14 protein-coding genes are annotated in these 19375 nt (G+C 66.2%); 12 read left to right on the top strand and 2 right to left on the bottom strand.

Features of this window, described 5'->3' with window-relative positions:
• Positions 1-50 precede the first annotated feature (50 nt).
• Positions 51-1385 carry a GntT/GntP/DsdX family permease gene (locus ACLJEU_RS08905; protein WP_414662256.1) on the bottom strand — a complete coding sequence of 445 codons (1335 nt, stop codon included), beginning with the start codon at positions 1383-1385 and terminating at the stop codon, positions 51-53.
• A gap of 111 nt (positions 1386-1496) precedes the next feature.
• Between ACLJEU_RS08905 and ACLJEU_RS08900 the strand changes: the two genes are divergently transcribed.
• The gene (locus ACLJEU_RS08900) at positions 1497-2372 is read left to right on the top strand and encodes a rhomboid family intramembrane serine protease (RefSeq protein ID WP_414662255.1); all 876 of its coding nucleotides are present in this window, start codon (positions 1497-1499) and stop codon (positions 2370-2372) included.
• A gap of 87 nt (positions 2373-2459) precedes the next feature.
• Here the strand turns inward: ACLJEU_RS08900 and ACLJEU_RS08895 are convergent, their stop codons facing one another.
• A complete protein-coding gene (locus ACLJEU_RS08895) occupies positions 2460-4379 on the bottom strand; it encodes a hybrid sensor histidine kinase/response regulator (RefSeq protein ID WP_414662254.1) in 1920 nt (639 codons plus the stop codon).
• 199 nt (positions 4380-4578) lie between these two features.
• Between ACLJEU_RS08895 and ACLJEU_RS08890 the strand changes: the two genes are divergently transcribed.
• The 11 genes from ACLJEU_RS08890 (at position 4579) to ACLJEU_RS08840 (ending at position 19316) form a co-directional block, all read left to right on the top strand.
• Positions 4579-5292: a response regulator transcription factor gene (locus ACLJEU_RS08890; protein WP_414662253.1), complete on the top strand. Its 714-nt coding sequence runs from the start codon at positions 4579-4581 to the stop codon at positions 5290-5292.
• A 378-nt stretch (positions 5293-5670) separates the two neighbouring features.
• Positions 5671-6039 (top strand): response regulator, encoded by a 369-nt coding sequence (locus tag ACLJEU_RS08885; RefSeq protein WP_414662252.1) that lies wholly within the window; start codon positions 5671-5673, stop codon positions 6037-6039.
• 20 nt (positions 6040-6059) lie between these two features.
• Positions 6060-8327: a chemotaxis protein CheW gene (locus tag ACLJEU_RS08880; protein ID WP_414662251.1), complete on the top strand. Its 2268-nt coding sequence runs from the start codon at positions 6060-6062 to the stop codon at positions 8325-8327.
• A 10-nt stretch (positions 8328-8337) separates the two neighbouring features.
• Positions 8338-8790: a chemotaxis protein CheW gene (locus ACLJEU_RS08875; protein WP_414662250.1), complete on the top strand. Its 453-nt coding sequence runs from the start codon at positions 8338-8340 to the stop codon at positions 8788-8790.
• Positions 8791-8811: 21 nt separating this feature from the next.
• The gene (locus ACLJEU_RS08870; protein ID WP_414662249.1) at positions 8812-11217 is read left to right on the top strand and encodes a methyl-accepting chemotaxis protein; all 2406 of its coding nucleotides are present in this window, start codon (positions 8812-8814) and stop codon (positions 11215-11217) included.
• Positions 11218-11279: 62 nt separating this feature from the next.
• Positions 11280-11648, top strand: coding sequence for a response regulator (locus tag ACLJEU_RS08865; RefSeq protein WP_414662248.1), 369 nt, complete (start codon positions 11280-11282; stop codon positions 11646-11648).
• A gap of 31 nt (positions 11649-11679) precedes the next feature.
• Positions 11680-12798, top strand: coding sequence for a protein-glutamate methylesterase/protein-glutamine glutaminase (locus tag ACLJEU_RS08860; RefSeq protein ID WP_414662247.1), 1119 nt, complete (start codon positions 11680-11682; stop codon positions 12796-12798).
• Entirely contained in the window at positions 12795-13640 is an 846-nt protein-coding gene (locus ACLJEU_RS08855) for a CheR family methyltransferase (protein WP_414662246.1), read from the top strand. Before ACLJEU_RS08860 ends, ACLJEU_RS08855 begins: the two co-directional genes overlap by 4 nt.
• A gap of 22 nt (positions 13641-13662) precedes the next feature.
• Positions 13663-14061 carry a response regulator gene (locus ACLJEU_RS08850; protein WP_414662245.1) on the top strand — a complete coding sequence of 133 codons (399 nt, stop codon included), beginning with the start codon at positions 13663-13665 and terminating at the stop codon, positions 14059-14061.
• Between the two features lie 2 nt (positions 14062-14063).
• Positions 14064-16055: a coiled-coil domain-containing protein gene (locus tag ACLJEU_RS08845; RefSeq protein WP_414662244.1), complete on the top strand. Its 1992-nt coding sequence runs from the start codon at positions 14064-14066 to the stop codon at positions 16053-16055.
• A 30-nt stretch (positions 16056-16085) separates the two neighbouring features.
• Positions 16086-19316 carry a PAS domain S-box protein gene (locus ACLJEU_RS08840; protein ID WP_414662243.1) on the top strand — a complete coding sequence of 1077 codons (3231 nt, stop codon included), beginning with the start codon at positions 16086-16088 and terminating at the stop codon, positions 19314-19316.
• Positions 19317-19375 lie beyond the last annotated feature (59 nt).

Below are 19375 nucleotides of genomic sequence, written 5' to 3'. Positions count from 1 at the left end.
GTTCGCGTGATGCGCGGGAGCTCTTCCGCCGGGTACCGTCGGGCTGCCGCTCACAGGAACAGCCCGAGCAGCAGCGTGAGACCGAGGCCCGCGACGCCGATGATGGTTTCGATGATCGTCCACGTGCGCAGCGTCTGCCCGACCGTGAGGCCGAGGCAATCCTTCACGATCCAGAAACCGCCGTCGTTGAGGTGCGAGAGAAACAGGGATCCGAAACCGAGCGCGATCACGAGCAACTCGCGATTGATCTCCGGATGCGCCGCGAGCACCGGCGCGAGCAAACCCGCCGCCGTCGTGATCGCGACCGTGGCCGATCCGGTGGCCACGCGGATGAACGCCGCCACGAGCCAACCGTAAATCAACGGCGGCAGGTGCAGGTTGCCCGCGAGCGTCCCGAGCGCCGACGCCGCGCCGGCCTCGCGCAACACGCGCGCAAATCCGCCGCCGCCGCCCACCACGAGCAGCGTCATGCCGATGCCCGCGATGCTCTGCTCCGTGAAGCCGAGGAGCTGCGGCCGGGTGAAGCGGCACACGCGGCCGAAATAGGCCAGCGCCACGATCACCGCCACCGCGAGCGCCGTCACCGGATGTCCCGCAAAGGCGAGCGCGTTTCGCACCGGATGACCGGCGGTAAACGCCAGCTCACCGACGGTCGCCAGCAACATCAGCGTCACCGGCAATCCCACCACCATCGTTGTACCCAAAAATCCAGGACGCGCGGCCGCCGTCGTCACCGCCGCCTGCGCCGCCGGCGGCGGCACGTTCAACCGCGGCACGACCCAGCGCGCGAAGAGCGGACCGCCGATCGCCGCGGCCGGAATCCCCGCGACAAACGCGAGCACGAGCACCAGCCCGGGGTTCGCGCCGAGCGCGTCGATCGCCACCACGGGTCCGGGATGCGGCGGCGTGAGCCCGTGCATCACCGAGAGAAACGCGACCAGCGGCAGCGCGAGCAGGAGAAACGGCCGCCGTGTCTCGCGCGTAAGCGACACCACGACCGGCAGCAGCAGCAGCAACCCCACGGTGAACCACGTGAGCAATCCGACCACGAGCGCCAGGGCAATGACGCACCAGACGGCACGCGACGGTCCGAAGAACCGGCTGAAGCGCTCCGCGAGCACCTGCGCGCCGCCGGACTCCGCCAGCAGGCGTCCGACCATCGCGCCGAGCGCAATCACCGCGGCGATGCCGCCCAGCGTCGCACCCACGCCGTCCTGAAACGCCTTCAACGCCGCGAGCGGGGCCATGCCCGCGCCGAGTCCGACGGCCACCGCCGCGATGAGCAGCGCGAGGAATGCGTTCAGTTTTCGCCCGGTCACCAACCCGACAAGCAGAGCGATGCCGGCGAGCGCGACCAGCAGGAGGTAAAGGGGTGAGGACGGCACGGCGGAAGCGTGGTGTGGCAAATCCCGCGATCCGGCGCAACCTTCACGCGCAAGGACGCGGACGCCGTTGCGCGCTGGCGGAATTTCCCCAGACGCCTATGGTTTCCGCCGATGCCCGCGCTCGACGTCACATCCGCCGTCCCCGACCCCGTCGACGACGATCGCGTCGAGGCCGGCGTGTACGCGACCGCCGAGCAGGGCGCGGCGCACGGGCTGGTCGTTCTCGCCACCGGACATCCTTACTGGCTGGAGGAATCGCCGACCGGTCACCGGCTGCTGATCGAACGCCGCGCCGCCGCCGTCGCGCGCCGCCATCTCGCCGCCTACGATCAGGAGAGCCGGCGCTGGCCGCCGCCGCCGATCGCCGATCCCTGGACGCCCCGGGCCGTGGATCTGATTACGCCGCTGCTCTGGGCCGTGGTCGTGCTCGGAGTATTTCGCTGGAGCCTGACGCATCCCGCCGTTGCGGACCGCGGCGTGCTCGACGCGAGCGCGGTTTATTCCGGCGGAGAATTCTGGCGGGCGGTAACTGCGCTTTTCCTGCACGCCGATGCCGCGCACGTGCTCGCCAACGTCTTGAGCGGCATCCTCATTTTCCCCGCGGTCCTCTCCACGCTCGGCCGCGCGCGCGGCTGGACGTTGCTCCTGCTCACCGCGGTCGCGGCAAATCTGGCGGTCGCCGGCGCGCAGTACCCGGAACCCTATCGCTCGCTCGGCGCGTCGACCGCCATCTTTGCCGGCGTCGGTTTGCTCACCGGCCGCGCCATTCGCGTCGCGTGGCGATCCCGGCATCCGCAGCGGTGGCGGGCAATGTTTGTGCCGCTGGCCGCGGGCCTGACGGTGCTTGCGCTTCACGGCGCGGGCGGGCAGCGCGTCGACGTCGGGGCGCATCTCGCCGGCTTCCTCACCGGACTCGCCGGCGGTTTTCTCGCCGGAGTTAACGGTGGTTCAGTCGCCGGTGCGCCGCGCGAGTGCCGTTTCAGCTGACCGGTCGCCGCTGTCGGCGGGGCCGTCACCCCGCGATCGAATCGATCCTGCCTCTCCGCGGGGTGAAGACACCCCGCCGCCATCAACCTAGCGGGCCAGCTGCACCTGGATCGCGTCCAGCACCGCGCGTGCGCCGCAGGGCTTCGTGAGGATGCCGTTCACGCCGGCGGCGAGCAGGTCGTTGTGCACGGCCGGTTCCGTAAGGCCGCTCATGGCGAGAATGGGCAACGCGGGCTCCACGGCGCGGAGGGCGCGAATCAGACTCGCGCCGCCCATGACTGGCATCATCACATCGGCGAGCACGAGGCGGACGTCGTCACGATGTTTCCGATACGTGTCGAGTGCCTCCAAGCCGTCGGCGGTGGCGAGGAAACGATAACCGCTGCGCTCGAGAATCAGGCACGTGGCGGTGCGGACGGGTGGTTCGTCGTCGACCACCAGGATCAATTCGCCGCTGCCCCGCGGCAGCGCCCCGGTTTCAACAAATCCGTCCACCTCGGCGGCGTCGGGCACCGCGGGGAGGTGGACATGGATGCTGGTGCCGCGGCCGCGCTTGCTCGCCACGGTGAGAAAGCCGTGGTGACTCCGTACGATGGTCTGCACCGTCCACAGGCCGAGGTTGTTGCCGGGGGCGTCAGCCGACGCCGGCAAACTGGGTTCGAAGAGGCGGGCCACGTCCTCCGGCGTGTAGCCCTCGCCGGTGTCCGTCACGCTCACGACAACATGGCGGCCGGGCCGCACACCGGCATGCCATTCCACGTCAGCAGCGCCCAGTTCCTGCGTCGAGGCCGTGAGGAGCAACTTGCCGCCGCCGCGCATCGCGTCGCGCGCGTGCACGCAGAGATTCATGAAGACCTGCTGGAGCTGCGTCGGATCGCCGACCACGGGCGGCAGTTCCCGCACGGCGAAATCCTCAATCGCGATCTCACGGGGAAACGTCTCGCGCATGATGCTGACCATTTCCTTGAGCAGGTAACGCACCTGCACGTTGCCGCGACGGTTGTCCGTGCCCCGGCTGAACGTGAGCAACTGGCGGACGACGCTGCGACCGCGGGCACCCGAGCTCTGAATCGTTTGCACGAGCTCGCGGTCGCGCTCGTTCGTGACCTTGTCGATCAGCAGTTCCGCGCCCATCACGACCGGCGTGAGAATATTGTAGAGATCATGGGCGACGCCGCCCGCGAGCGTGCTGATGGCCTCCATGCGTTGCGCCCGCAGGAGTTGATCCCGCAGCTGCTTGCTTTCCGTGATGTCACGGCCGATGCCCACGAGACCGATGATGCGTCCGCCCGCATCGCGCAGCGGCACCTTGGTCGAGAGGACGCTGTGCTGCGCGCCGCCGGGACCGGGAAACGTCTCCTCGTGATTGACGAGCGCCTCGCCCCGCAGCACGCCCTCCTCGGCGCGACCGATGCGCGTCGCGAGTTCGGGCGTCAGAAAGTCGGCGTCCGTCTTGCCCATCAACACCGCGTACGCGGACTGGCCGAGCCGGACGGCGCACGCGTTGTTGGCCGCGAGATAGCGGCCGAGCGCGTCCTTCACGTACACCGCGTCAGGCAGCAGATCGATCAGCGTCCGCAGCAACGATCGCTCCGCCACCAGTGAATCCTCGGTGCGCTTTCGCTCGGCGCGCAACCGCTGTTGCTCGAGCGCGCGCCGCACCGCCACGCCCAGCCGCGACAGCCGGTCCTTGATCAGGTAGTCCGCCATGCCGAGTTGGAAGGCCTGCAATGCGACCTCCTCGCTGATCGTGCCCGAGACGATGATGAAGGGAATCTCGAGGCCGCGCGCGTGAAACAGCTCGAGCGCGCGCAGCCCGTCGAACTGCGGCAGCTGGTGATCGGACAGGACCAGATCGAAGCCGCCATCGAGCTGCCGCACGAAGTCCACCTCGGTCTCCACTCGCAGCGAGGTCGGTTCAAACCCCGCCCGCCGCAACTCATCCAGCATCAGAACCGCGTCGTTGGCGCTATCCTCGACGATCAAGACTTTGAGTGGTTGCCGCATGCGTGCAGAGGTGAACGCAAGGCGCGACTGCGACCGGGAGGGGAAATCCGGAGCGCGATGGCACCGCACGTTGAGCCTGGACGTCCGAATTAAAAACGCCCGCGCGCACGTTGTCGACCCTCCCGTGCAGGCGGAACGTCATAACGGCACGAACGCCCGCGGCGCGGAAAATTTCGTCGCGCGCCGGCGTCTCACTCGCATGCTGCCGTCCGCCCGCATGACCGCTCCAAAGACCAGATTGTTTCTTGTCGATGACGACCCGAGCGTCCGGCTGGTGTTTCGCCAGGCTTTGGTCGAGGCAGGCTACGCGATTGTCGAATGCGAGAACGGCGAGATCGCGCTCGAGCGGTTGAAGACTGAATCGCCCGCGCTGTTCGTGCTCGACGTGGAAATGCCCCGGCTCGACGGCTGGCAGACGCTCGCGGAGCTGCGCCGGCGCGGCTGCACGCAACCCGTGTTGATGATCACGCGCGTAAACGACGTGGAGTCACGCGTGCGCGGCCTCGCGATCGGCGCGGACGACTACATCGGCAAACCCTGCAGTGCCGTCGAACTCGTGGCACGCGTCAGAGCGCTGCTGCGGCGCGCTTCAAACCGGACCACCGTCCCGGCGACGTTGCGTTTCGGCGAGGTGGTCATCGACCTGGAAAAGAAGACCGCGGCGAGGCGCGGCGAACCGCTGCGCCTGACCCGCACCGACTACGCGCTGCTCTCGCTGCTGCGCGACAATCTCGGCAAACCCGTGTCGCGGGAAGCCATTCTCAAGCACGTGTGGGAAGGTCGCTCCGGCAACTCCCACGCGCTCGACACCCACCTGTGGCGATTGCGCCGCAAACTCGGCGACACCGCCGAGAGCGAAAGCTGGCTGAGGAATCTTCCGGGTATCGGCTATGTGATGACGACGCAGGGATGAGTCCCGCCGGCGCCGTGCGCCGGGACCTCCCGCTGGGACCGCGACCGCCCACGGTCGCACCGTGCCGGCTCTCGGTCCGATGCAAACCAACGTCGTTTGCCACCCGCCCAAGTCCTCGGCCCACGGGCGCTAACGCGCCGCCTCAGCCGCTCGATCGAGGCGAAATGTGAGATAGATGTGAGTGAACGAGAGGCGCCGCCCGGACGATTTGGAACCAATGAAATGTTCTTGGTCCCGACGAGGCCTCGGCTTGGGAGTTCCTGCCGGCTGTTCATTCTGTCCGCGATCCGTGCAATCGCGATCCGCGCATCGTGCCCGCCTGGTCGCCGCAACGCTGGCGGCTGACGTTTCAACCGCCCACTCCGCGGAGGATCGGCGATGAAAAAGACCATCCTGACCGTGGACGATGCGTCCACCATGCGAAAGGTCGTCGCGCTCGCCCTGAACGGCGCCGGCCACGACGTGATTGAGGCCGACGACGGCGTCACCGCCCTCGGCGTGCTGCAGACGCGTCACGTCGACCTGATCATCACCGACGTGAACATGCCGCGCATGGATGGCATCGAGTTCACGCGCCAGGCGCGACTGCTGCCGAAATTCCAGAAGACCCCGATTCTGCTGCTCACCACCGAGTCCGATCCGACGATCAAGGCGCGCGGCCGCACCGCCGGTGCCACCGGCTGGCTCGTGAAGCCCTTTCAACACGATCAACTCCTCGCGGTCGTCGCCAAAGTACTGCCGGTCTGAGCCGCCGTCTCCCCACCCCCATGCTTCCCGCCGTTTCCGACGAACTTCACCGGCAGCTGATCACCGACCTCCTGATCGAAAGCTTCGAGGGATTGGAGCGTTTCGATCGCGAGCTCCTGGCCCTGGAAAAGGGCGCGCGCAACGAGGAGACGCTGAACATCATCTTTCGCGTCATCCACACCATCAAGGGCACCGCGGGCTGCATCGGCCTCGGCCGCATCGAAGCCACGGCACACGTCGGCGAAAGCCTGCTGAGCCTCCTGCGCGACGGTAAGATTCAATCGAGCGCGGAATTGATCTCGGCGTTGCTCGCCCTCTCCGACGCCCTGCGCGGCATCCTGCGCCACCTCGAGAATCACGGCACCGAGGGCACCACGGATCACACGGCGCTGATCGACCGGCTGCAGGCGCTGCAAACGCCCGGCGCCGCTCCGGCATCGGCCGCGCCCGCGGCACCGAGCGCGCCCGCAGGCTTCGGCCTGTTCGACGACGACGCGCCCGTCCCCGCTCCGGCGGCACCCGCGCCCGCAGCGCCCGCGGCCTACGGTTTGTTTGAAGAAGCCCCGGCCGCCGCGCCCCGCGCCGCCGCAGAAGCCGAGCCCTCCGGTCGCGCCTCCGTGTCCGAGAGCGCCATCCGCGTCGAGGTCACGCAGCTCGACAAGTTGATGAATCTGGTCGGCGAACTCGTGCTCGCCCGCAACCAGATCATCCAAAATGTCGCCCAGCCCGACGCCGCCGCGCTGCATGCCGCGTCGCAGCGCCTGAATCTCATCACGACCGAGCTGCAGGGCAGCGTAATGAAAACGCGGATGCAGCCCATCGGGAACGTGTGGGCCAAGTTTCCCCGCATCGTCCGCGACGTCTCCCAGGAACTGGGCAAGAAGATCAATCTCGTGATGGAGGGTCAGGAGACGGAGCTCGATCGCACGATCATCGAGGCGATCAAGGACCCGCTCACTCACATCGTCCGCAACGCCATCGATCACGGCCTCGAGGTGCCCGCCGCCCGACTCGCGGCCGGCAAGACCGAGGAAGGCCGGCTGCTGCTCCGGGCCTTTCACGAGGGCGGCCAGGTCAACATCGAGTTCACCGACGACGGCCAGGGCATCAACGTCCCGCGCGTGAAGGCCAAGGCGATTGAACGCGGCCTGATCACCGTCGACCAGGCGGCCCGCCTCAGCGACCGCGAAGTCTTCAATCTCATTTTCCTCCCCGGATTTTCCACCGCGGAAAAAGTCACCAACCTCTCCGGCCGCGGCGTCGGCATGGACGTCGTCAAGACGAACATCGAGAAGATCGGCGGCTCGGTCGACGTGCAGAGCGCGGCCGGTCGCGGCACGACGCTCAAGATCAAGATCCCGCTCACGCTCGCGATCATTCCCGCCCTGATTGTCACGAGCGGCGGCGAACGCTTCGCGATTCCGCAGGTGAACCTGCTGGAACTGGTGCGCCTCGAGGGCGAGGACGCGCAGCGCAAAATCGAAACACTCTACAACGCGCCGGTGTACCGGCTGCGCGGCAAACTGCTCCCGCTCGTCGACCTCAACCGGCACCTGCGGCTCAAGACCAAGACCGGCGACGAGGCCGTGAGCATCGTCGTGCTGCAGGCCGACGGCCGCCAGTTCGGGCTGGTCGTCGACGTGATCAACGACGCCGAGGAAATCGTCGTGAAGCCGCTCGGCAAGCAGCTCAAGAGCCTGGCGTGCTTCGCCGGCGCCACCATCATGGGCGACGGCCGCGTCGCGCTCATCCTCGATGTGCTCGGCGTCGCCCACCAGGCGCGGGTCGTCACCGAGGTGCGCGACCGCGCGCTCGCCGACGACAGCCAGGGCGAAAACCAGCGCGATGATCGCCAGACCCTGCTGCTCTTCGAGTCCCGCCGCGGGCGTCATCTGGCACTGCCGCTTTCCATGGTCGCACGGCTCGAGGAACTGCCCGTCGCCAGCATTGAGCGCAGCGGCCGCCGCGAAGTAGTCCAGTACCGCGGCCAGATCATGCCGCTAATCCGCGTCGCCGACTACATCGGGGATGAGGCTGACGCGGATACAACCGGCGAGCTGCCGGATTTCATGCAGGTCGTCGTCTACTCGGAACACGGCCGCAGTGTCGGTCTCGTTGTCTCCACCATCAGCGACATCGTGCACGAGGCGTTGACCGCGCAGCGCGCCGCCACGCGCGAAGGCATCCTCGGCTCGGCCGTCATCCAACATCGGGTGACCGATCTGCTCGACGTCGAGGGCATCATCCGCGCGGCCGATCCCGCGTTCTACGAAACCAGCGCCACCTGAGACCCCGCCGATGAGCGACACCCACCAGTTCTGCACCTTCACCCTCCACCACTTCACCTTCGGGATCGAAGTGAAGATGATCCAGGAGGTCATCCGTTACCAGGAGATGACGCCCGTGCCGCTCGCGCCCGCGACCGTCCACGGCCTCATCAACCTCCGCGGCCAGATCGTCACGGCGATCGACCTCCGCTCCCAGCTCGAGCTGCCGCCCCGCGAAGGCGAGGCGCTGCCGATGAACGTCATCGTGCGGACCACGGACGGCGCGGTGAGCCTCCTCGTCGACGAGATCGGTGACGTCGTCGAGGTTGATCCCGAGAGCTACGAGCGTCCGCCCGAGACCCTCGAGGGCAAGGCCCGCGAGCTCGTCACTGGCGTCTACAAACTCGACGACCGCCTCCTCCTGATTCTCGACGTCGCCGGAGCTGTTTCCATCGCGTCGCCCCTCCACGAAACCCACGCCTGATCCTCAACCTTTCCACTCCCAATGAAATCCGCCGCTCTGCAGTCCAAAGCCCAACCCACCCGGTCCGCGCCCGCGGTCGCCGTCCGCAACACCAAGCAGTCCGTCAAATCCGCCGCGCGCGCCGCGGATGAAGCCACCCTCAACGAACTGCAGGCCCGCCGCCAGGCCGTCGACCGGCTGCAGGCCGTCGCCGAGTTCGGACTCGATGGCGTGCTCCTCACCGCGAACGAGAATTTTCTGAACCTCGTCGGTTACACCCTCGCCGAGGTGCAGGGCCAGCCCCATGCGCGCTTCGTCGCGCCGAACGAGCGCGAGAGCGCGGCGTACCGGCAGGGTTGGACCGATCTCGCCGCCGGCAAGGCCCGCGCCGAGGACGTGCGTTACTTCAACAAGGCAGGCATCGAGATCCGGCTGCGCGCCTCTTGGGAGCCCGTCGCCGACAATCGCGGCCAGCCGTACAAGGTCGTCCTCGTCGCCATCGATGTCACGGAGCGATACGCCCTCGCCGCCCAAGTTGCAGATCTGAAGGTGCGGGCCGACATCATCAATCTCACGAGCATCGTCTCAGAGTCCGATCTCAAGGGTGACATCGTCGACATCAACCAGAAGTTCTGCGACGTCTCGCAGTACAATCGCGACGAGCTGATCGGCCACCCGCACAACACCACCCGGCATCCCGACATGCCGAAGGAAGTCTTCAAGGAGCTCTGGTCGACGATCGGCCGCGGCAAAATTTTCCGCGGCGTGGTCAAGAACCGGAAGAAGGACGGCACGCCGTATTACGTCGACGCCGTCATCGCCCCGGTGCTCGGAGAGAACGGCAAGCCGAAGAAATATATCGGCGTCCGCTACGACATCACCGAGATGGAGGTCGAGCGCCAGAAGATGAAGGGCATCCTGGCCGGCATCGACGAGGCCTACGCCTACATCGAGTTCGATCCGCGCGGCACCGTCCTCTCCGCCAACAAGAATTTTCTCAAAACCTTCGGTTACCGCACCGACGAAGTCGTCGGCCAGAAGCACGCGATCCTGGTCGACCGCAGCTACGCCCAGTCCGCGGAGTACACGAAGTTCTGGACCAACCTGAATGCCGGCATCGGCCAGGTCGACACGTTCAAGCGCAAGACGAAGGACGGCCACGACATCTACGTTCAGGCCGCGTATTCGCCGATCAAGGACGAGATGGGTCGCGTCACGATGGTGATTCAAATCGCCTCCGATGTGACGGCGCAGAAAATTGCCAACGACAACGCCCGTCGTCAGCTCGATGAAATCAACCGCACCCAGGCGGTCATCGAGTTCGGTCCTGACGGCACGATCATCACCGCCAACTCGAACTTCCTGCAGACCCTCGGCTACGCCCTCGACGAAATCACGGGCAAGCACCACAGCATGTTCGTCGAGCCCGCCTATCGCGAGACGCCGGCCTACCGTCAGTTCTGGAAGGATCTCAACGAGGGCAAATTCCAGACAGCCGAATACAAGCGCATCGGCAAGGGCGGTCGGGACGTGTGGATTCAGGCGACCTACAATCCGGCCTTCGGGGCCGACGGCCGTCTGGCCAAGGTCGTCAAGGTCGCCACGGATATCACGGCCCGCAAGGTCGCCGAGGAAAGCCTGCGCCGAACCATGCTCGCCGTCTCGCAGAACTCCCAGGCGCTCGCCTCGTCCGCGGAGGAACTCACCGCCGTGAGCCAGCAGATGAGCAGCAACTCCGAGGAGACGTCCGCTCAGTCCAACGTGGTCGCCGCCGCTTCGGAAGAGGTCAGCAAGAACGTCGCAACCGTCGCGACCAGCGCCGAGGAGATGAGCGCCAGCGTGAAGGAGATCGCCAAGAACGCCAACGAGGCCGCCAAGGTCGCGACCGCCGCCGTCAAGGTCGCGGAGGAGACCAACCAGACCGTGGCCAAGCTCGGCGTCAGCAGCGTCGACATCGGCAAGGTGATCAAGGTCATCACGTCGATCGCCCAGCAGACGAACCTGCTCGCGCTCAACGCCACCATCGAGGCCGCCCGCGCCGGCGAAGCAGGCAAGGGTTTCGCCGTCGTCGCCAACGAGGTGAAGGAACTGGCGAAGCAGACCGCCAAGGCCACCGAGGAAATCAGCCAGAAGATCGAGGCCATCCAGCAGGACGCCAAGGGCGCAGTGACCTCCATCAATCAAATCGGAACGATCATCGGGCAGATCAACGACATCTCGAACACCATCGCGAGCGCGGTCGAGGAACAGTCCGCGACGACGAACGAAATTGCCCGCAATGCCTCCGAGGCGGCGCGTGGCAGCACCGAGATCTCCCGCAACATCGCGAACGTGTCCACGGCCGCCCGCAACACCACCGAGGGTGCCAACAACACGCTCACCGCCGCGACCGAACTCGCGAAGCTCGCTGCCGACCTCAAGCACGTCGTCGAGCAGGCCCGGAGCTGATTCGTCCCCCCTTCGCACCCGGGACGGCCACGCGGCCGTCCCGGTGCCACCCGCCCTCCCTCATGAAGATTCTCATCGTCGACGATTCCAAGGCCATGCGCACCTTTCTCAGCGCACTCGTCCAGGACCTGCGGCTCGAAACCGAGCGCGCCGAGGACGGATGCAACGCCCTCGAAGTGCTGCAGCAGCACTCCGATTTCGACCTCGCCCTGGTCGACTGGGACATGCCCCGCATGAACGGCCTGGAGTTCGTCAAGGCCGTCCGGGCCAACGCCGGTTACAACAACATCAAGCTCATGATGGTCACCACGCAGAACTCGATGGATCGCGTCACCGCCGCCCTCGAGGCCGGTGCCACCGACTACCTGATGAAACCCGTGTCCCGCGAATCCCTGCACGAAAAACTGCGCCTGCTGGGCGTCGTCGAATAACCCGCGTCGTCCCCGCCCCGCCCTCACCTTCATGCTCAAAATCCGCGTATTGGTGGTCGATGACGCCGTGGTCATGCGCCGCTTGATCTCGGAAGCGCTGTCGCACGATCCCGACATCGAGGTGGTCGGTGCCGCCGCGCACGGCCGGATCGCTCTCGCGAAAATTCCGCAGGTCAATCCGGACGTGGTCACGCTCGACATCGAGATGCCGGAGATGAACGGCATCGAGACCGTGCGCGAAATCCGGAAGACGTATCCCCGCCTGCCGGTGATCATGTTCAGCACGCTGACGGAGCGCGGTGCAGCCTCCACGCTGGATGCGCTCGCCGCGGGTGCGACGGACTACGTCACGAAGCCGGCGAACATCGGCAGCGTTTCCATGAGCCTGCAGCGGCTCGAGCAGGAGCTGGTGCCCAAGATCAAACTCCACGGCCGCCATCTGCTCACCCCCGGCACGGTGCCCGTGCCCCGGAAACAAGCCTCTCCGGTGCCCCTTCCCGTGAACACCAACCTGCCGCGCTTTGTCCCGCAGCCCCAGCCCACGGAGCTGGTTTGCATTGGCACGTCCACCGGCGGACCGAACGCCCTCGCCGAACTGTTCTCCGGCCTTCCCCGCAACCTGCCGGTGCCAGTGGTGATCGTGCAACACATGCCCGTTCTGTTCACGAAGATGCTCGCGGAACGCCTGGCGAAGCTCGGCACGCTACCCTGCTGCGAGGGTGCCGCCGGCCAGCTGGTCGAACCAGGCCACGCCTACATCGCGCCCGGCGGTCATCACATGGAAGTGGTCCGCTCCGGCGGCGTGCTGCGGCTGCATCTCCAGGATCACCCCCCGGAGAATTCATGCCGGCCCGCCGTGGACGTCCTCTTTCGCAGTGTCGCCAGCGCCTGCGGCGCCTCCGCGCTCGGCGTCATTCTTACCGGCATGGGACAGGACGGGCTCCACGGTTGCCGCGCACTCCGCGACTGCCACGCCCCCATTCTGGCGCAGGACGAGGCCTCCAGTGTCGTCTGGGGCATGCCCGGTCACGTGGTCAACGCCGGTCTCGCCGATCGGACCCTGCCGCTGCGCGAAGTCGCCCAGGAAATCACCCGACGCGTCGCCGCCCATCGTCGAACTCCCGCCCTGCACTTCTCCCCCCTTTCATGAGCGCCCTCTCCGCCCCCGACTTCGACTTCGTCAGCTCCCTGGCCTACAGCCAGGCCGCCATCATCCTTGAGCCCGGCAAGGAATACCTGGTCGAGGCCCGCCTGACTCCGCTCGCCCAACGGGAGGGTTTCACGGATCTTAGCGCGTTCATCGCTGCCATGCGCAAGGACCGCAGCCCGGGGCCCCTGCAGGCCAAGGCGGTCGATGCCCTGACCACCAACGAAACCTACTTCTTCCGCGACTTTCATCCGTTCGACGCCATGCGCCGCGCGCTTGTGCCGGAGCTGATCGAAAAACGGGCCGACTCGCGCAAGCTGACGATTTGGTGCGCCGCCTGTTCGACCGGGCAGGAACCGTACAGCATCGCGATGCTGCTGCGGGAGCACTTTCCCCAGCTCGCCTCGTGGCAGATTGAGATCATCGCCACCGATTTTTCCCCCACAGTGCTGGTGCAGGCCCAGGCCGGCCGCTACAACCAGATTGAGGTCAACCGCGGGCTGCCGGCCCCCTTCCTGATCAAGTATTTCACGCAGCAAAACGGCGCGTGGGTCATCAAGCCTGAGATCCGCCAGATGGTGCAGTTCAAGGCGCTCAACCTCGTCCAGCCGTGGCCGATTCTGCCGCCCTGCGACTTCGTTTTCATTCGGAACGTGATGATCTATTTCAACGTCGAAACGAAGCGGGCGATCCTGAAGAAACTCCGGCTCTGTCTCCGACCCCACGGCAGCCTTTTTCTGGGTTCGAGTGAAACCACGCTGAACCTGGACCCGCATTGGGCGCCGGTCACGCAGGGTGCAACGGTCGTCTATCGCCCCGCCCCGGCCGCCGCCGCGGCAGCGTGAGCCTCCGCGCGCCACTCCTCCCATGACTCAAACCATTCTGATCATCGACGACTTCGCCAGCGTCCGGCTGTATCACATGAGCTTTCTCACGCGGAAAGGCTACCGGTGCATCGGCGCAAATGACGGGGCCGAAGCCTTGGCCCGTCTGCACGAAAGTCCCATCGACCTCATCCTCCTCGACATGGTGATGCCAGGCATGGACGGCGAGGCGTTCATCGCCCACCTCGACCGCGAGGCCGGCCACCACCGGATACCGATCCTGGCCATCACCTCGGAAGCGTCGCTCGCGCAGGCCTCGCTCGGCGAAGGCCGCAGAGCCATGCGGGTGCTTTCGAAGCCGGTCATGCCCGAAACCCTGCTCTGGGGCGTGCAGCAACTCCTGCCGCCGTCCGTCGTGGAAGCCGACGCGCCGACTCACTGATCATGCAGCTCCGGCTCCACCTTCCCCGGTTTATTCTCCGCTGGCGGGAACGCACCCCGCCGGCTGCGAACGATCCGCAACCCGCGGACGCGCTGCAGACCGTGCACCATTTCGCCCCTGAGGTGGCCGCAGCCCAGGAAGCGCTGGTGGAGTTCGGGCGCTGCTCCAGCGACGAGTTCACGCAGATTGCCGAGGATGTGTCGGCGTTGCACAGCCGGCTCGGCGAAGTGCGCACCAAGGCCGAGCAGCTCGACGCCATCCTGCAGGAGACCGACGAGGATCGCGCGCTGACCTCGGCGTTCGAGCTGTTCAAGCGGTCCGTCGATCTCGCGCACGCCAGCATCGGCATCGCGCTGTCCCAGGAGGAGCAGATGGAGCTGATGGAAGAGCGGCTGTTGCAGAACCGAAATCGCTTTTCGAAAAACAGCCTGATGTTTCGGGTCCTGGTCATGAACATCCGGGCGGAGGCGGCCCGAATTCCGTCGACCGATCGCGCAGTGTTCGTCGCCGTCGCCGGAGAGATGGACGCAATGGAACGCCAGATGAGCGCGACCGTGGAAACAGCGTTCACCAAACTGGAGACGATTGTCCGGGAAGCCGTCACAGGCCGCATCCTGCTGCAGAACCTGAAGGAGACGCTGCACGACAACGCGCAGCGCAGCATCGGCCTGCTCCGCGCTGAACTGGACAGAATCAAGTCCGGCCTCGCCCCCTGCGTTCAAGGCAGCAGGGAAATCACCGCCCTCCTTGCCCAGGCACGCACCCAGACGGGAGCGCTGATCACGTCCCTCCAGTACCAGGACATCGTGAGCCAGCAACTCGCCCACGTCAGCCAGGGTTTCGATGACATGGCCGGGGACCTGGAACCTGCGGAGAATGTCTTGCCGGACTTGAGCTATCTGCATCACGCCGCCCGCGTGCAGCGGAACCACCTCGGCACCTCGCGCCGCGCCATTCAGGACGCCAGCGATCGCATTGGTGACGCCGGGCGCGCCCTCCTCGGAACCGGGGCGGCCCTCGTGCACCACTTCAGCGCCATGGAAAAAGTGGCCGATGCCGTGTTCCGCGAATCGCAGGTGGGCGAAAAATTCAAGTCCGAGACCGAAATTCTCGTGAAGATCGCCGGCCAGAGCGAAATTACCAACGATCGCATTGCCCGCCTGCTCGACCGCATCGAGGAATCAGTCCGTGTCTTTTCCACTGAGATTCGCCACCATGAACTGGAGGTACAGCTGGTCGCGTTGAACGCTCAGATCGCGGCCGCCCGGATGCCCGATGCCCGGGCGTTGAACAAACTCGCCGAGGAAACGGCCCAGCTCTCGCACAATGCCGCGGACCTGACCCGGATGATGCGTGAGCAGCTTGGCGACACCCTCGTCCAACTGAACGCCATGCGGAAGGAAGGCGACGAGGTGCGGCAGACCATCGGTCGCGAAAAGTCAGAACTCGCCGGCGGCTCTCTCATCGTCACCGCGAAACTCGCCCGATTCAATGATCGGATCCACCGCAGCTCCGGCGAAGCGTCGAGTCAGTTCGACGTCGCCTATCGCCAGGTGCGAGACCTGCTCCCAGCCCTGCAGTTTCCCCACCTCATCGCCACGTCCTTCGATACCGCCGAGGGGCTGTGCGACAACCTGCTCGCCGCCACCGCGGACTTTGCCCATGGACCGATCAGTGAGGCCGGCGCCCAGCGCATCGCCGTCCACGAGAGCCGCTATACGATGAAGGAGGAACGCGAGGCGCACACCGCGGCCATCGCCTCCACCGCGCCCGCTGCGGCGGCTCCGGTTGCCGCCATCACCGCAATCGAACTCTTCGACGACGAACCCACGCCTGCACCTGCACCGGCCATCACGCGCACCATCTCGTCCGCGCTCAAGCCGGAACCCGCCAGCACCACCGCGGCACCTGCCACCCCCGCTGCCGCCGCCCCACCGCTCGCCACCGTGTCCGCCGCCAGTGACGACCTCGGCACCGGCGTCGAATTGTTCTAGCCGCACCAGGAACCCTCCGGAGACCTACTCATGCAAGCCTCCGTTCCACCCAATGAGAGCCGCCGGCTGGCGGCCCTGCGCGCGCATGGGATTCTGGATACGCCCCCCGAGCCGGTCTTCGACGATCTCGCCCGGCTGGCCGCCCAGCTCTGCGGCACTCCGATCGCCGCCATGAGCCTGGTTGACGCGACCCGGCAATGGTTCAAGGCGCGCATCGGATTGAGCCTGTGCGAGACCAATCGCGAGACCGCGTTTTGCGCGCATACCATCCTGCAGCCGGACCATCCGCTGATCGTCCCTGACGCCCGGCTCGATCCGCGCTTTGCCGACAACCCGCTCGTCACGGGAGCCCCTCACCTCCGCTTCTACGCGGGCGCACCTTTGGTCAGCAGCGATGGAACCATCCTCGGCGCCTTGTGCGTGCTCGACGTCGAGCCGCGAAATCTGAGCGCCGCCCAGACGGACGCCCTGATCATGCTCGCGCGACAGGCCATGCGACAGATCGAGGCGCGGCAGATCGCCGTGCACCTGATCGAACAGAAGGCCGCGCTCGACCAGCATGGCAGCGTGGCCATTGCCGACCTCGAGGGCCGGCTGACCTACGTCAATGACCGGCTTTGCGCGCTCTCCGGGTACACCCGCGAAGAGCTGCTCGATGTGAACGCCGATTTGTCGCGCGCCGCCCATCCCGTTCATTCGTTTTTCCGCGAGTCGTGGGCGACGGTCACCGCTGGTGCCACCTGGCGGGGGGAAGTGCAGGGAAACACCAAGTCGGGTGATGCATTATGGACTCAGGCCACCGTCGTGCCGATGAAGAACGCCGAGGGCCGGTCGTGGCAGTACGTGGCCATCGGCATCGACATCACGCCACGCAAGCGGAACGAGGAGCAGTTGCACCTCCTGGTCTCCGCCTTGCAGCAGGCGAACGAAGCGATCATCATCACCGACGCCGATCTGAATCGTCCGGGCCCTCGCATCGTCTTCGCGAATGCGGCCTTCACCAAGGCGACCGGCTATTCGCTCGCGGAGGTCATCGGCAGGTCCCCTCGGATCTCCCAAGGGCCGCGCACCGAACGTGCCGTGCTCGACCGGCTGCGCGCCGCGCTCTCCCGGGGCGATACGTTCCAGGGTGAAACCGTCAACTACCGCAAGGACGGCAGCACCTACGAGGTTGAATGGCAGATCGCGCCCGTTCGAACGCCCGCGGGCCATATCACCCACTTCGTCGCAGTCTATCGCGACATCTCGGAACGCCGCGCCTTCGAGCGACAGCTGGAACGCGCCCGGGACGACGCCTTGGAGTCGGTCCGTTTGAAATCGCGCTTCCTGGCCAACATGAGCCATGAACTGCGCACGCCGCTTAACACGATCAACGGCATTTCCGCCACGCTCGTCGAACAGGACCTGCCGGCTGCCGCGAAGGACGCCGTCAAGCTGATCCATCAATGCGGTGAAAATCTGCTGGAGAACATCCAGACCATCCTGACGCATTCCACGCTCGAAGCGGGTAAGGCCACGCTGGATACGAAGCCGTTTTCCGTAGCAGCGGTGGTGTTGAACGCCCTCCGGGTCACGAGCGAGGCCGCCCTGCGCAAGTCCATCGAGGTCGGTTATGATCTCGACCCGCGGCTCCCAGCCGAATTTTCAGGCGATCCCTTCCGGCTGCAACAGGTCCTCGTCAACCTGATCGCCAACGCCATCAAGTTCACCGACTCCGGCCGCGTCCACCTGCGCCTGCGGGCAGCCCCGCTGTCCCAGGGGCGTTGGGAGCTGAATTTCAGCGTGGCCGACACCGGCATCGGAATCGCCCCGGGCAATCTGGGCAAACTGTTCAAACCGTTCTCGCAGGCAGATGACTCCACCACCCGGCGCTTCGAGGGCACCGGACTCGGTCTGGCCATCAGCAAATCCATCGTCGATCTCATGGGCGGACGCATCACCGTGGCCAGCCGGCCCGGCGTGGGATCAATCTTCCGGGTGACGCTCTGCCTCCTCGCCGTCGCCGGCGCGCCGCCGATTTTCACCGTGGCTGGTCATCCGCGTCTCACGGGCCGGCGGGTGTTGGTGGTGGAAAGCGATCCGGGTCGACGCCGGCAGTTGGTTGCCATGATGAAGGCTTGGCGAATCAACGTCACCGAGGCCCGCACGGCGGCCGCGGGCATCTCGCTGGCCACGACCGGAAACTTCGATCTCGTCCTGCGCCGCCTGCCGTCACCGTCAGCGGCCACGACCAGCCCGTTCGCCCATTTCACGTCGACCCAAACGCTGCCCGTCCTCTGGCTGGTCCCTCCGGGCCCCAGCCTCGTGGCGACCGTGCCCGGGCGCTCCGGAACGTTGGCGGGCCCGTTCAGCCCGGAGGATCTGAGTCGTGCGCTGGCCGCCCTCATCGGCAAGGAATCGCCTCCGACCGCGGAGGCCGCGCCCGCTCGAAACCACCAGAAACTCGGCGAACGCATTCCGCTGCGCATTCTTTCCGCCGACGACACGTACACCAATCGAGAAATGCTCACGTACATCTGCCGTCACCTCGGCTACCAGACAGACATGGTGGAAAACGGTGCGCAGGTATTGGAGCGGCTCGCGGAGCGTTCCTACGATCTCATCCTGCTCGACATCCAGATGCCCGTGCTCGCCGGCATCAGCGCCGCCCGGGAAATCTGCCGGCGTTTTCCCGATCCGCAGCAACGCCCCCGCGTGGTCGCCGTGACCGCCAGCACCCAGCCCGGCGACCGCGAGCGCTGCCTCGCCGCCGGCATGGACGCGTATCTCTGCAAACCAATCCTCCCTAAAAATCTGCAGGCGTGCATCGAGCTGTTGTTCGAAGGCGGAATCCGATCCCGCCCGCTCTCCACCGCGGCAACGCCCGTCGGTGTCAATCTCCCCGAAGCGTGGGTTGACGCCGATCATCTGCGCGCCACCACCCAGGGTCTGGACGCCAACGCTGCCACTGATCTCATCACCCAAATCTACGCCGCTTCGCAGGCCGATTTCGCGTCCCTGCGCCCGCGCCTCATCGAGGCCTGTGCCGCCCGGAATTCGAAACAAGTCGCGCTCTGCGTGCACGGCCTGAAGGGGTGCGTGCTGGCGCTGGGTTGGAGCCGCATGGGAAGCCACTGCGCCGAAACGCTCCATGCGCTGCGGGAAAACCGGCTCCACGCGTGGGCGGAGCTGCCAGCCGAGCTTGACGAACTCTACCGCACCTCGGCCGCCGAGATGGAACGCCTGCTGCCGCAAATCTTCTCGTCGCGCGCCGCCGCGTGAATTTTTCCGCCTCAGGCGGAACCATTCAGTTGAAGGGTGAAAGTTGAAGGTTGAAAGCC

This window comes from Terrisphaera buseokensis (genome assembly GCF_047521145.2).
In the GTDB taxonomy this organism is placed as follows: Bacteria; Verrucomicrobiota; Verrucomicrobiia; order Opitutales; family Opitutaceae; genus ER46.
The sequence above is the reverse complement of the archived record's forward strand: the minus strand, read 5'-3'. Positions and strand labels throughout refer to the sequence as shown.